This is a genomic window from Bradyrhizobium sp. B120 (assembly GCF_049075665.1).
Lineage (GTDB): Bacteria > Pseudomonadota > Alphaproteobacteria > Rhizobiales > Xanthobacteraceae > Bradyrhizobium.
On record NZ_CP185242.1, the window covers coordinates 1530322 to 1544345 of the forward strand.

The following is a 14024-nucleotide window of genomic DNA, read 5'->3' on the forward strand; positions in this document are numbered from 1 at the left end:
CTCCTGGCATCGCACTTATTGTAATCGGAGCCGTCGGTCTGAAGATCCAGACGGCATGACGATCTCTGAATGGTTGTGATGTTGCCGGGACAGGTGGCGCCTGTCCCCGAGAGGTGTGGACACAGCCGATGCATGCTGGCCGGCCAACCGTCCCCCGGCTCCTGTCTTGGCCGTCGTCAATTTGGCTGTGAACAGATCAGGCCGATGAGATTATCGAATATCTCCGTGAGGTGGTCTGCTGTCTCTACGCGAGAGCGAACGGCGATCGTATGTTGCGTCGCAACGATCAGATCCACTGCGATAGCCGGAGTAATGCCGGTCTTCAATTGACCATTTTCGAACGCAGTCGCTATCCGCGTGAAAAGCAGCTTGCCCATTTGTTGGTGAAATTCCCTGATCTCTGTCTGAATTGCTGCGCTGGCCGCGAGTTCCTGGGAGAGAGAGGCAATTGTAAAGCAACCACGTGCTTTCGCGTCTGACCGGTAAATCGACAATATGCGTTGGTAAATGCAACGCAGTACGACCCCAATATCGGAGCGCCGATCAAGTTCGTCGATTACCGCATTCCTGACGAGCGTGTGGTACCTTCTTAAAGCCAGGAGGTACATGTCCTCTTTATTGCCAAAGGCCAGATAGAGGCTAGGGCGCTTCATTCCGGCCGCCAGGCTAATGTCGTCAAGCGACGTGGCTTCGTAGCCTTTCTGCCAAAACAGCGCCGTGATCTTCTCTAGAACAAGTTCGGAATCATAGGCACGAGGACGACCTCGTGAGGGTGACGGTTGCGCATCGCCCCGGCGCGCAGACGGAGGCGGAGGAATACTCTGTTTCATTGGCGAAAACTCTCGCGCTTGCCGGCCTCTTGCTATGGATCAAATCGGCTCCGCAGAATGCACGTGGATGCGAGCGGCTTCAGGGCGGGCCGGTCTCCCTGACGGAGCGGGCGCGGACGAGTTGGCGAGAGGTCGCCAACAGACATCCGTCGGGTGACCAGATCCGCGCGTCCTGATCGAAATACCCGTTCCTGCCGATATTTGTGAAGGCTTCCACCAGCAAGAAGGCATCGCCCAACTCTTCCAGTGCATCCGGAGTGCAATGATAGTGTGCCGATAGGCTGACGGTTGCGATCGAGGGGTGAGGAGGAGGGCGGTAATAGCTGCGCGCGATCGACGCGTCTGTCAGCGCGGTCAATCGCTCGAAGTCCATGGGCTGCTCGTCCGCAAGGCGCGTCCATACGAGACTTCGTCCGTCAGCACTCTCTCGAGGCATCCCAAGAGCGTGACGCATCTCATATGAGCCGACCCAAGTCCCCGGAAACTGATCGTCTGGCAGTGCTCCGAGCTCGGAAGGTCGAGCGACTGCTGGCATTGTCACCACTTCGAAGCCAGCATCATTGTGCATTCTGGAAAGAAGCATCGTGATGTCGGCAACCAGCGTTCCATCTGCCAAATGCAGTTGGGCTCGCCAACGTTCGGAGGCCCAGGTGCTTCTCAGCAGCTGCAGTCCTATTGTTACCAGCGAGTTCACCGGCGCCGCGGCTACAAATTCGGCGCTCAAGCTTTTCGGATGCATCCCGGCACCTGCGGAAGCGAGGATCGCGCGTGTAGCGATGGCCAAAAGCCAACCGCCGAACGCGCCAGCGCCCATCAAGAATGCGGGATGCACATAGGCGGTCCACAGACCGTTGGGTTGTAACGAGATGCCAACAGCCCGATCGAATTGCGACATCATCATCAAAGACCACTCTACTTTCCGGATTTTCGTTTTTACATTACGACCGGTCGTGCTATTCTTCAAGCGGAAACATATCGGTGCATCGTCGCGCGACCTCGGTAACAGCTCTGGGCGACGCGCGGGCAAGTGTCGTTTCGATTGCGGAAGACGTGTTGCGACCTTCCGTTGGCAGGCGTCCCTGGGCCTTGTGTTAGCCGTCGAGTCGTTTGGTCCGCCGCGTCGTATGGCGCTTCCTGTCAGCTAAACGCGATGATTGAAAATCGGGGCTCTCCCAAGGCCGTGGCGGCGGTTCAGAGGAACTGCGTCCAGTTTTTTGGGGCGAGCGTCTCGACAAGCTTAATTGCGGCAAGCCGGAAACGGGACTTTACATTACGACCGATCGTGCTATTTACGCTGACATGAGCAAAGGACAATCGACCCGACAGACAATCGTTGACGCAGCTCTTAACCAGTCCATCCGGCTGGGACTGGAAGGCGTCTCGCTGGGCAACCTTGCCGAGGATGTCGGGCTTTCAAAATCGGGGTTATTCGCACACTTCAAGTCAAAGGAAAGCCTCCAGCTGGCGGTCCTGGCGGAGGCCGTGGAGCGGTTTATGGGGCTCGTGGTCGAACCAGCCCTTAAGAAGCCTGCTGGGCTTTCCCGCGTTCGAGCTCTCTTTGAAAATTACCTGGATTGGATAGCCGGCGAGGGGGAGTCTGGGGGCTGTCCGTTCGTCACCTTCGTCCAGGAATTTGACGATCGACCCGGCGCCATCCGCAATCTGCTTGTTCGGTCGCAACGGGAATGGCGCGCAGGGCTTTCTGCCGCAATTCGCGTAGCGATGGAGAAAAAGGAAATACGTCGCCATGCGGATCCTGAACAGGTTGCTTTCGAGCTGATTGGTGCCGCCCTCGCGTTTCAAACTTCACTAAAACTTCTGGGCGAACGAGGTTGTCGTGCTCGCGCAGTTGCGGCCTTCGGCAACATAACTGGGTGAGGTCAAGGTAAGGCCATGGCAAACGTGTCGCTCAATAAAAGCACGACCGATCGTTCTAATGCTGAAACAGCTGAATTGAGCGGAGTTATTGTTGACGTTCGAACCGGCGAACGCAGCGCTATAGCCTCATGGGTCGAGGCCTTCACCTACGTTTGGGATAATCCCAATGAGCGGCTCGAGCGATTGCTTGGTTTGCTCAGCGACGACGTGGTGTTGAAAGCGCCGATCAAGCCTCCGATGTCACGAGGAAAGGTCGCGGCACGAAAGGGCTTTGAAAGCGCATTGCGCGGCATGCCTGACCTGAGGGCGGACATTCATCACTGGAGCGCGTCCGGAAACACGCTTTTCATAGAGCTGACGTTTCGCGCCACGATTGGAGGCCACCAGGTCTCCTGGCATGACGTTGATCGCATTACGTTTCGGGCAGGTGAGGCTGTGGAGCGCGTGGCGTTCTTTGACCCGTCCGTGATCCGCGGCGCCTTCTTTCGTAACTTCGCAGCCTTCCGACAATTCCGGCGAATGCGTAAACCGCGGCAGCGGGGTGCGTCATGAGGCTGTATTCCGGTCCGCTCAGCATGTTTGGCGCGAAGGCGCAAATCGCAGTCGCTGAAAAGGGTATCGAGTGCGTCGTTGAGCTCGTCCCATTCGGTTTCCGAAAGGGATATGATCCGAAGCATCCGGAGGTCCTCAGGATAAATCCCAAGGGGCAAGTGCCGGTTCTCGTCGACGGCGAACTTGAGATCTTCGATTCAACGCAGATCTTCGAGTACCTGGAGGATCGATTCCCCGATCCTGCTCTTTGGCCTGCCGATCCGCAAATGCGGGCGCGTGCGCGTCTGCTCGAGCTCAAATCGGATGAAGTGTTCTTTCCCAACATCATCAAGCCAATGGGGCAACGGACGTCGCCCGACAGCAGCGAAGCAGTCGCGGCTCGGGATGCAGCGTCAAGGTTCTACGATTACGCTGAGGACATTCTCGCGGTGAACAACTTTGTCGCGGGCAGTTATTCCTATGCGGATATTGCCCTCATTATGGCGCACTATTTCGCGGTTCGGCTCGGCGCTGACATCGAACCTCGTCATCGACGATTCGATAGGTGGCGACGTGATGTCAGTGCGCGAAGCGCGGTTCAGCATGTACTTGCCCCCATGAGCAGCTTCCTGCGGGGCAAAGGGCTTGAAGCGCCAGCCTTTGCCGAAATCCCCACAGCACTCGCGTCGAAGGATCGGAATTCAACATGATCGCATCAAACTTGACCTTACCGTGCGGCCTAACAATTCCCAATCGCATGGTGAAAGCCGCGATGACGGAAAAATTCGCCGGAGTCGATGGCCATGCATCCTCGCGGCACGCGGAGCTATTCAAGCGCTTCGCTGAAGGAGGCGCCGGCATGCTCATAACCGGGAATGTCGTGGTAGACCCGCGCTATCTCGAGGCGCCGGGGAACGTGTTTATCGAAGACGACAGCGGCCTTGTTCATCTCCGACGTTGGGCCGCAGCCGGAAAATCTACCGGAGCTCGCATGATCATGCAGATCAATCATGCCGGCCGTCAAACCCCGTCATCCGTTGCGGACACTTCGATCGCGCCATCTGCCGTTCCGCTCAATTTGGGAAAATTCTTCTCAACGCCCCGCGCGATGACCGAGATCGAAATAGAGGAAGTCATCGGTCGATTTGCATTTGCCGCATCGCTTGCAGAAAAGGCGGGCTTTGATGGCGTCGAGATCCACGCTGCTCATGGCTATCTGATCAGCCAGTTTCTCTCACCCAAGGTCAACAGGCGCACGGATAGCTGGGGTGGTTCAATTGCCAACCGGGCCAGGATCCTCGTTAGGGTGGTTAAATCCGTTCGCGCGGCGGTGTCCAGCAACTTCGCCGTGGGCGTCAAACTCAACGTCGGCGATTTCATCAAGGGGGGGCTTGAGCCGGAGGACGCGATCCTGGTGGCACGCATGCTGGATCCGCTCGGCGTCGATTTCATTGAATTGTCCGGGGGTACCCACGAGCGGGCAGTTTCGTTTGGCTTTGGCGAGGCAGAAGAGGGCGGAGCATCCGAAGCCTACTTCGCTACATATGCGCGTCGGGTCCGTGCGGCGACGCGTATACCGTTGATCCTTACCGGCGGCATGCGAAGCGCGAAGATCATGCGCGAAGTGGTCGAGTCGGGCCTTTGCGATCTCGTAGGTATGGCGCGTCCACTTGTCATCGATCCCGACCTTCCGGGACGCCTATTACGTGGCGATGCGAAAGAGGCGGCGAAGTTCTCGTTGAAGCTGCCGCCGCCGCCGCGGGCTAACCTGCTTGAACTCCTCTGGTCGCGCGAGCAGCTCGTTCGCATCGCCGACGGAAAGAAGCCCAGGCTGAATTCCTCACCGAAATTGTCGCTATATCGGATGCTTTGGGAGGAACTCGGCTTTCGCGGAAGGCGGAGACGCTATCTACGGAAGCATCCCGCCCAGCCGACGGACGTGTTCCTCGCATTGGCCCAACGCGCGAGTGGCGAACAATCGCCGCGAAGCTCGCCGAGGTCAGCAGCCTGACACCTGAACTTTGAAACGAAGACAACAGCAGGGAGAAAACGGATGACACAGACACAAACATTGAAAAATCCCATAAAGGATCGCTCGAGCGATATTCGCGAGATCTACGAGCATTACGTCGCAACTTTCGCAACCCGCGATATTGCAGCTATCGCGGAGAACCATGCAACCGACGGGACATTCTGGCTCCATACCGGCACCAAGGCGGTTCAGGGCCGGGAGGCGATCGGCACGACGTTTGCGGGTTTCTTCGAGCAGTGGCCGAATTTCGGGTTCACGGTACACCGAACCTTGTTCACCGAGCGTCAATGGGTTCTCGACTGGACTGCCACTGCAGAACTCCGTGGGGCGGACGGCTTGCTGAAACCCGTGAGCTTCGATTGTCTAGATGTCGTTGATGTCGATGCGCAGGGCCTCGTTATCCGCAAGGATACGTTCATCGATCTCGTCCAGGTGCAGAAAGCCCGTTCCCTGGGTGCCTGACGCGAATGGCTACGCGTGCGTTGCCTGTCGCCGTCTATCACCTTGTTGATGCCGCCAATTGGGACCGCGTCAGGCGTGACGGGCTAAAATGTACAGCCGACTTGATTGGACGCGACAATGCCGCGTGCGGAGAGCACAGACCGCGAGCAATAGCGGCGCCTGATGGAAGTTACATCCGAGATCAGGCGCCGATGCCACCAAGCGCACTGGCTCGGTGTCTCGATCCGCCGCTTGTTCCAGCGGACTGGTACCGCATGCTAAACGGTTTGGTCTTCTTTTGGTTTGATCGAGCGCGTGTCGATCGACATGTTCGGGCGGCCCACAGTCGCCAGCAGCATTTGCTGACGATCGACGTAGCCAGGCTTGTCGAACGATATGCTGCCGCACTTCGTGTGACCCCATTCAACACGGGGAATGCGAAACGGAAGCCCGCCAGCCGAGGGCCGCGCAGCTTCGTGCCAGTGGACGAGTGGCTTGCGAACGGCTGGATCTTTGAGTGCCAGGCGGGCGGCAAGCCGCGTCCACCGTCGCATCGCCCCGCAGAGCTTGTTTCGCTGGTCCCAATTCCCGACGTGCTGGAGTTGTGCGTTGGGATCGAGCTGATTGAACCGAAGGGCAGTATTCGATGACCGACATATCGGAACCCGATCTGGTTCGAGGCGAGAAGCGGGCACTACGAAGAGTCTTCGTAACGGGCGGCTCAGGCTTCGTCGGTAGCCACTTGATCCGCGAACTGAGAGCGCAGGGTAGTGAAGTTGTGGCGCTGGCCCGCTCTGAGGCCGCAAGCCGTATCGCAGCTTCGGCGGGTGCTGCCGTTCACACGGGCGATCTGACTTCGATATATAGTCTTTCTCGGGGCATGGCCGGCTGCGACACTGTATTTCACGCAGGTGCCTACCTTCCGGATTGGAACAAGAAGGAAGCGTTCGACGTAAATGTGGTGGGTAGCCGCAACGTGGTCGAGGCTGCACTCCGAGCCGGGGTGGAGCGAATCGTCTACGTGAGCGGAATTGGCGTGATGATTGGAAGCGGTCCGGTCAGAAATGTGGACGAGTCTGTTCCTCGAGGAAGGCCGGTTGGCGTGCTCGCGGCATCTCGGATCCAAAGCGAAAGAGAGATGCAGAATGCCAACCGCGATAACCTCAATACCGTCATCGTACGCTTTCCGTATGTGTGGGGGCCCAGGAAACACCCTTATCCCGGCACTCAAGGCCGGGATTCCGAGCGGTCGATTTCGCTGGATCGCAGGGGGGCGTCACAATATCTCGACAGTTCACATCGCCAACGCGATCGATGGCTTGATCCTAGCGGGAAGAAGAGGTCGGCCGGGCGAAATCTACTATTTCACGGACGGCGAGCCAGTGGAGCTGCGACAGTTCTTTGAAGTTCAGCTCCGAGCCGCCGGCATAGAACCGCCTGCGGCGGAAATCGGACTGAATACGGCCAAGGTCACTGGCGCTATCTTGTCGCTGATCTGGAAACTTCGGCGACGCCGCTACCCACCGCCGCTCACGCCGACCATCGTTCGGTTTCTCGGTCAGGAGGTGACCGTTAACGATCAAAAGGCACGCCGAGAACTCGGCTACCGGCCGAGGATCAAATGGCCTGACGGGCCATTTTGAGAACCGGCGTCCGCGTTGCCATCGGCTTGACGCGAGCCGGCGCGCCTCTACCGAGTCCCTCCTGACGATGCGCCCCACCTCGGCTTCGGACGGCGTCCCCGCCTGCGCCTTCTGATAGCTGCTCGATCGACAAGCGCAGCTGACGTCGATGTCGGGTTCGAAAGGCCGCGACCGATTTCAGCTGTCGCGAGCGCCGCAGGTATCAAATCTCCTCTCAACTAACGGGCGATGAGATCTCTTTACAAAGCGACCGGTCGTGCTAATTTGGCTGGCGGCCTAAGCCGGAAGGATGCTGTCGATGCTCGACTATTATACGGTCCGCTCGCTCGGTGGTAACGGCAGAAAGGTTTCGATCATGCTTGCCGAAACCGGACTTGAGCACGTTGTACATTTCGTCGACATCGAGAAGGGTGAGCAGAAGGAGGATTGGTTCACCGCGATCAATCCTAACGGCCGTATCCCCGCAATCGTTGACCACGATTTGCCCGGCGGCCTACGTCTCGGCGAGTCCGGCGCGATCCTTGTCCATCTCGCGGAGAAGACGGGTCGGTTCCTGCCGGCCGAACCGAAAGCGCGCGCGCAGACGTTGATGTGGACGTTCTGGCAGGTCGGCGGAGTCGGACCAATGTTCGGTCAATGGTCGTATTTCGCAAGGACAGCAGCTGAGAGGGTGCCGTTCGCAATTCAAAGGTACCGCGACGAATGTGAGCGACTGTTCGACACCTTCGACCGAAATCTGGCTGCCCAGGAATATGCGGCTGACGAATATTCGATCGCCGATATGGCACTCCTGCCTTGGATGAAGCCGGGGTATGCAGGTCTTATGCGCGCGATGCCCGACGCTCGCGACCGTTGGCCCAATTTGCGGCGCTGGATTGCGGCAGTCGAAGCTCGCCCCGCCGTCGCTCTCGCCATGAGTTGTGCTGAAGGCGCGGCTGCACGGATCGGACACGGTGCGTCAAGCGCCGAACGCGTTTGAGGCGCAGGGGCTTAGGAAGGTCTGGAATTGCTCTTGAGCAGTCCGAGGCATTTTCTGTCCGGCAAATGCGGGTCGCGTTTTAGCAATTTTACGGGGCAGGGAGCGCCCGCTCCCTTCATTGTCGGTTCGCTGGTGTGGGACAGGCGGCAGGCGATGTGGGCCAAGTTTCGCTGGGCTCCCATTGCGAACGGACGGTTCGGAACTGCGGATACGAGTTCTTCGGCGAGGGGCAGCAAGTGATCATGCGAAGCTGGAAGGCCAGTACGGATGCAGCGCGAGCTTCAGCGTACGAATCCCATTTTATCGCAACCGTGTTACCCGAGCTCCAGAGTCTGCCTGGAAATAAAGGCGCGTATCTGCTGAAACGGATTGGAAATGACCGGGCCGAGATTCTTGTGCTGTCGCTCTGGGATTCCCTGGAAGCCGTAGGGAGCTTTGCCGGCGACGATGTCGAGCGGGCAGTGGTCGAGCCTCAGGCCATAGCCGTGCTCGATATGTGGGATTCTCGCGTCCAGCACTATGAGGTTCTTCACGCTCCTCAAAAGGACAATATTTGATCTGCCTTCAGATTCGAGTCGTCGCAGCCGTGAGTTTGATTTTCTCTCGATGGGGATCCTTGGAGTCGATCAATTGGTGCTTGGCCGGTGTCCATACTTCGGCAGATTCCGAAGCCGTCGGCGTTTACGTGATCGTACCGGTTAATCGCGTCGCGTCCTATTTCTGAACGCGTTCGTGAGCACTCATCCCCAACGGAGGCGAGGTCGGGATCGTCTTCTTGAAACAGTCTCTCTTCGATATCTCTTCCACCCAGGCCGAAAGAAACGGTCGCTTCGAGCGCCAGTCCACGTTTTCTCCATATCGGAAATCGATATATCCCACACCCGAAACCAGAGCGAGGTGCGCAATGTTCAGGCGAGGCGTGTCGAATACGTTCGGGTTCGTGTCAAACCAGGTAAGCGCGTTGAATATCTTGTCCCACTGATCATCAACCCAGACTTGCCAACGCTTATCTTCGGGCCTGATCGAGGTCTCGTACCGAATCGATATGACGGCATCGCATATGCCTTGGGCCAGTGCGTGCTGTGTAAGGACGGCCCAGCGCTTATCTGGATCACGTGGAATTAATTGGGCGCCGCCGGCGAGGTGATCGAGAAACTCACATATGACGGTAGAGTCGAAAAGGGTGCAGTTCTCATGCACGATTAACGCGGGTACCTTCCTCAACGGGTTGTGAAGTTGTCCAAATTCGACATTGGGTTGGCCAGGAACGACCTCGACATAAGTCAACTCAATAGAGGTCTCAAGCCCAAGCTCAATCGCGGCGGCACGAACCTTGCGCGCAAATGGAGACTGAGGTGCATACATGAGCTTCATAGCAGTCTCCTTGCCACTAGTGGCCAAATGCGGGCCGCGCGTCACGGTGCGGCCGGCTCAGACGCTGCACTAACCAAAATCGCTTCCGCGACTTCTTCATCAGATGCCTCCGATCAGATGCCCGCTGCGCGCGCGGCTCGATTGTGAACGCCGATGCGGTATGGATATTGGGTAGTCATTTCTACCGCGAGCGCCAGCAAGCTCCTTATACTGCTCGGGGATGGCACCCTCCGCCAGGGCAACCTCGTCGAAAGCCCGAAAATGCGGCCATCGCGTCCGGGGCACCCTCAGCGACCTTACTCAACCTTCCTATTGTTGCGCGTTACACTGCAGCGTGAAATAGCAATTTGAGATGGTTGCATGTCCTCGATCGAACTTTCCGTTCGACAAGCGTCTGAGTTAGGCGGACGATCGGAGGAAATATCGCAGATTTGCGTCCTGTGGGGAAAGGCGGTAGCGGTCTCCCGACTGGCACAAACACTTGAACAGCCTTGCTTCGGTAATTCGCCTTGGCTTGCGTGGTTGCGAAAATTCTCTCGCCGTCAATGGGTCCGAACGCTTCGAACAGCCGTTGCTGTGCGCTGCCGTACGCGCCAGTTCTCAGATACTCGCATTGACGTTGCGAGGCACACGCCTACCGGCGCCATCAGACGCGTGAATTCGATCAAGACCGCAGGATGATTCCTCACGCGCGATTTCCCGTCGGCACCACGTTTCCACCACTCCGCGGCACCAAGGACACGACTGCCGCCCTTGCGGGGTCTTCGGGCCGGCTGCTTGCGACGCGGCTTCTGTTCGGGCTCGGGCTACGGCCTCCCGTGCCGCTCCCACAGCCTGTTCGAAGGTCAGAAGCCCGTCGGTGGGCTTGTCATTGATGTCGTTGGCGACGCCGACTTGCGCCTGCCTGTAGTTGCCGCCGCCGTAGTGACTACGTCAGCGGACAAGCCAAATGCCGCCCTGTCTTCCTTTGCGATAGCCCAGATGCGTTTCCGCATCGAGGCGACGCCAATGCACGCCAAGCTCGAGTCTGGAGCGCGCTTTAGCCGTCGTAACTGGAGCCTCGGTGAGCGTCTTCGACATAGCGTTCGCCGGCTTTACGTCGAATATCCGTTGAATATAAACCAATGTACATTGGCGAACTATACTGACTATGGGCATTCAATATCCTGAAATTATTGAACATCGGCAAACGAAGACAGCCACATTATTTGGCCCTCTCAAGGCTGAGGCGGGGGTTCGCTTCCCCTAGGGAGCGCCAAACCTTCGCTTTTCCGCGATATGGGGCGACGCGCCTCCGTTCGCGAGCGTCCTCCTGCTCGATAGCTGATTGATCGTGCCGGCCTGTATCAGCCGAGTTTGGCGCTTGTTCGCGGTCGCGGCGACGGAGCTTTGAGCATCCCCGTCGCCCGCCTTGGCGGGCAGTTCGGCCCGTGAATCAAGCGGCGGGCGTCCCTCATTTCCGCTATGATCAAGCCATGACGATCGGGATTACCGGACCCGGCCGGAAGGTACCACGGCAAAGTGGCGTGGTGAGGCTGATCGTTGCGGCCGTCGTCATCACGATTTGCCTGATCCTGCTCTCGTTCGCGAGCGACTTCCTGGTCGATTGGCTTTGGTTTTCCTCGATCGGTTATCTCGAGGTTTTCCTGACGGCGATCGGCGCCAAGGCGACCGTCTTTTTTGCGGTCTTGGCGGTGACCACCGTCGTCCTTTGGCTGAACGGAGTGCTGGCGGCGCGGTTTGCCATGCAGCAGCCGCCACAGAACCCAGCCGCGCTGTGGAAGGTGGCGGGTGTTACGCCGCCGCCCGATCTGTCCGTATTGCTGCGCGATCGACTAGCACGGCCGTGGTTTATCGCGCTCGGTGCGGGTTTGCTCGGCGTGCTGGTTGCCGCAGGCGAAGCCGGCAACTGGGGCATCTTCCTGCAGTTTCTCTACGGCGTGCCCTATGGCACGGAGGATCCGCTCTACAACAAGGACATCGGCTTCTATCTCTTTGCGCTACCCGCTTATCTCGCGATCAAGAACTGGATGCTGCTCGCAATCGTCCTGAGTGCGCTGTTTGCCGGAGCGATCTACTGGGCGCGCGGCGACATCGAGTACGATGTTCACAACCGATCAATCTCGCCGACGGTGATCGCACATGGCTCGGCGCTGGTTGGCCTTCTGTTCGCGGTGAAGGCCTGGTCCTATGGGCTCGACCGCTATCTGCTGCTCTACAGCGACAATGGTGTCGTGGTCGGGGCAAGCTACACCGATGTCCATCTGGGGCTGCCGGCACTGTGGCTGATGATCGGGATTTCGATCATCGCGGCGCTCGTCGCATGGGCCAATCTGCGGGCGCGCACCTACCGGCTCCTTGCCGCCGGGTTCATCCTCGTCGGCGCCGGCTCTGTCGTGCTGTCGAGCCTCGTCCCTTCGCTGTTCCGGCACTTCGTCGTCAAACCGACGGAGTTGCAGCTGGAGAAGCCGTACATTGAACGCAACATCGCGCTCACCAGGCAGGCCTACAATCTCGACCGGATCGCAGCCAAGCCGTTTGCCGCCGAACAGCGGCTGACCTTCAAGACGCTGGAAGCGAACAAGGCCACCATCGACAATATCCGACTCTGGGACTGGCTGCCGCTGTCGGATACCTACGCGCAACTGCAGGAGATCCGCACCTACTACAAATTCCACGATCTTGACGTCGATCGCTATTGGCTCGACGGCTCCTACCAGAGCGTGATGCTCTCGGCCCGCGAACTGCGCGCCTCGCTGTTGCCTTCGAATGCCCAGACCTGGGTCAATCGCCACGTGCTGTTTACGCACGGCAACGGCGCGGTGATGAGCCCGGTCACCCGCAAGAGCGCGGAAGGACTGCCGTTCTTCTATTTGCGGGATATTCCGCCGGTTGCGGACGGCGGCCCCAAGATCGACGAACCGCGCATCTACTTCGGAGAAGAGAGCGACGACTACGTCATCGTCAAGGCCAGCATCCCGGAGTTCGATTATCCGAAGGGGAAAGACAACGTCTATGCGGCCTATGACGGCAGTGGCGGTGTTCCGATCGGAGCATTGGGATGGAGAACGCTGTTCGCCTACTACTTCAATGACGCGAATCTGGTCCTCTCAAGCTACATCACGGCCGACAGCCGGATCATGATCCGGCGCAATATCACGGAACGGGTGCGCGCGATCGCTCCATTTCTCAGGCTCGATCATGATCCCTATCTGGTCATCAGCAACGGGCACCTGTTCTGGATACAGGACGCCTACACCACGAGCTCCTATTTCCCCTCCGCGCAGCCCGTGCCGGAGCTCGGTCTCAACTACATCAGGAATTCTGTGAAGATTGTTGTCGATGCCTATAACGGGACGGTCGATTTCTATCTGATCGACCCACGCGACCCCATTGCAGCAACCTACCAGCATATCTTTCCGAGCCTGTTCAAGCCGTTCACGGCGATGCCGGCGGATTTGCAGAAGCACATTCGCTATCCGGAAGATCTGTTCCTGATTCAGGCGCGGCTCTATCAAACCTACCACATGGAGCAGGCCGAAACTTTCTATAACCGAGAGGACTTCTGGCAGTTTCCGCGACAGCCGGGCGGCGACGGCACCTCGGTGATGACCCCCTATTACATCATCATGCGGCTGCCCGGCGAGCCGCAGGCCGAGTTCTTCCTGATGCTTCCGATGGTGCCGAGCCGTCGCGACAACATGATCGCGTGGCTCGCTGCGCGTTGCGACGCGCCCGACTACGGCAAGCTGATCGTCTACGAATTCCCCAAGGACAAGCTTGTCTACGGGCCGTTTCAGATCGAGGCGCGGATCAACCAGAGCACCGAGATCTCGCAACAACTCACGCTGTGGAACCAGATGGGCTCGCGGGTGATACGCGGTGCGAACCTGCTGGTGATTCCGATCGAGAATTCGATCCTTTATGTCTCGCCGCTCTATTTGCGCGCCGAGCTTGGACACCTGCCGGAGCTGAAACGCGTGATCGCAGCCTACGGCGAGCATGTCGTGATGAAGGAGACGCTCGCTGACGCCCTGGCCGCGTTGTTCGCAGAGCCTGGTGCGGTGCCGGCGGTTTCAAACGCAACGGACGCGGTGTCCCCTGCGGGCGGGGCGGCGAGCCCGGCGCAGCAGGCGCTCGATCGCTACAATCAGGCGGTGGAACGCTTGAAGGCCGGAGACTGGAAAGGTTTCGGCACGCAGTTCGATGCCCTGCGCGAGTCCCTGGAGGAAATGAACCGGCGCTCCGTCGGCCACTAATGGCCGAGGGGAATTGAAAGCGCGGACGCGCGCCTCGATCGTATTGCTAAAGGTTGC

The 14024-nt window shown here is 58.6% G+C and carries 13 protein-coding genes; 10 read left to right on the forward strand and 3 right to left on the reverse strand.

Annotation, left to right across the window (positions count from 1 at the left end; all coding sequences use genetic code 11):
* Positions 1 to 176: 176 nt before the first annotated feature.
* Complete coding sequence (locus ACOIX3_RS07325) at positions 177 to 830, reverse strand: TetR/AcrR family transcriptional regulator (protein ID WP_420969083.1); 654 nt, start codon at positions 828 to 830, stop codon at positions 177 to 179.
* 79 nt (positions 831 to 909) lie between these two features.
* Entirely contained in the window at positions 910 to 1794 is an 885-nt protein-coding gene (locus ACOIX3_RS07330) for an acyl-CoA thioesterase (protein WP_420969084.1), read from the reverse strand.
* Positions 1795 to 2129: 335 nt separating this feature from the next.
* Here ACOIX3_RS07330 and ACOIX3_RS07335 point away from each other — a divergent pair, with 335 nt between their 5' ends.
* From ACOIX3_RS07335 to ACOIX3_RS07375, 9 genes are all read left to right on the forward strand, one after another.
* A complete protein-coding gene (locus ACOIX3_RS07335; RefSeq protein WP_420969085.1) occupies positions 2130 to 2708 on the forward strand; it encodes a TetR/AcrR family transcriptional regulator in 579 nt (192 codons plus the stop codon).
* A gap of 15 nt (positions 2709 to 2723) precedes the next feature.
* A complete protein-coding gene (locus tag ACOIX3_RS07340) occupies positions 2724 to 3260 on the forward strand; it encodes a nuclear transport factor 2 family protein (protein ID WP_420969086.1) in 537 nt (178 codons plus the stop codon).
* Complete coding sequence (locus tag ACOIX3_RS07345) at positions 3257 to 3949, forward strand: glutathione S-transferase family protein (protein WP_420969087.1); 693 nt, start codon at positions 3257 to 3259, stop codon at positions 3947 to 3949. Before ACOIX3_RS07340 ends, ACOIX3_RS07345 begins: the two co-directional genes overlap by 4 nt.
* Positions 3946 to 5250, forward strand: a complete 1305-nt coding sequence (locus ACOIX3_RS07350; RefSeq protein WP_420969088.1) for an NADH:flavin oxidoreductase/NADH oxidase family protein — start codon at positions 3946 to 3948, stop codon at positions 5248 to 5250. Before ACOIX3_RS07345 ends, ACOIX3_RS07350 begins: the two co-directional genes overlap by 4 nt.
* Positions 5251 to 5292: 42 nt before the next feature.
* Positions 5293 to 5733, forward strand: a complete 441-nt coding sequence (locus ACOIX3_RS07355; protein ID WP_420969089.1) for a nuclear transport factor 2 family protein — start codon at positions 5293 to 5295, stop codon at positions 5731 to 5733.
* Between the two features lie 5 nt (positions 5734 to 5738).
* Positions 5739 to 6362 carry a DUF7002 family protein gene (locus ACOIX3_RS07360; protein WP_420969090.1) on the forward strand — a complete coding sequence of 208 codons (624 nt, stop codon included), beginning with the start codon at positions 5739 to 5741 and terminating at the stop codon, positions 6360 to 6362.
* Positions 6359 to 7117, forward strand: coding sequence for an NAD-dependent epimerase/dehydratase family protein (locus tag ACOIX3_RS07365; RefSeq protein ID WP_420969091.1), 759 nt, complete (start codon positions 6359 to 6361; stop codon positions 7115 to 7117). The genes ACOIX3_RS07360 and ACOIX3_RS07365 overlap by 4 nt, the downstream gene beginning before the upstream one ends.
* Positions 7118 to 7653: 536 nt before the next feature.
* A complete protein-coding gene (locus tag ACOIX3_RS07370) occupies positions 7654 to 8334 on the forward strand; it encodes a glutathione S-transferase family protein (RefSeq protein WP_420969092.1) in 681 nt (226 codons plus the stop codon).
* A 236-nt stretch (positions 8335 to 8570) separates the two neighbouring features.
* Complete coding sequence (locus tag ACOIX3_RS07375; protein WP_420969093.1) at positions 8571 to 8891, forward strand: antibiotic biosynthesis monooxygenase family protein; 321 nt, start codon at positions 8571 to 8573, stop codon at positions 8889 to 8891.
* A 157-nt stretch (positions 8892 to 9048) separates the two neighbouring features.
* On the opposite strand, the gene ACOIX3_RS07380 is transcribed toward ACOIX3_RS07375, so the two are convergent.
* Positions 9049 to 9708, reverse strand: coding sequence for a glutathione S-transferase family protein (locus ACOIX3_RS07380; protein ID WP_420969094.1), 660 nt, complete (start codon positions 9706 to 9708; stop codon positions 9049 to 9051).
* 1475 nt (positions 9709 to 11183) lie between these two features.
* Here ACOIX3_RS07380 and ACOIX3_RS07385 point away from each other — a divergent pair.
* Positions 11184 to 13967, forward strand: a complete 2784-nt coding sequence (locus ACOIX3_RS07385) for a UPF0182 family protein (protein ID WP_420969095.1) — start codon at positions 11184 to 11186, stop codon at positions 13965 to 13967.
* The last annotated feature ends 57 nt before the right edge of the window (positions 13968 to 14024 follow it).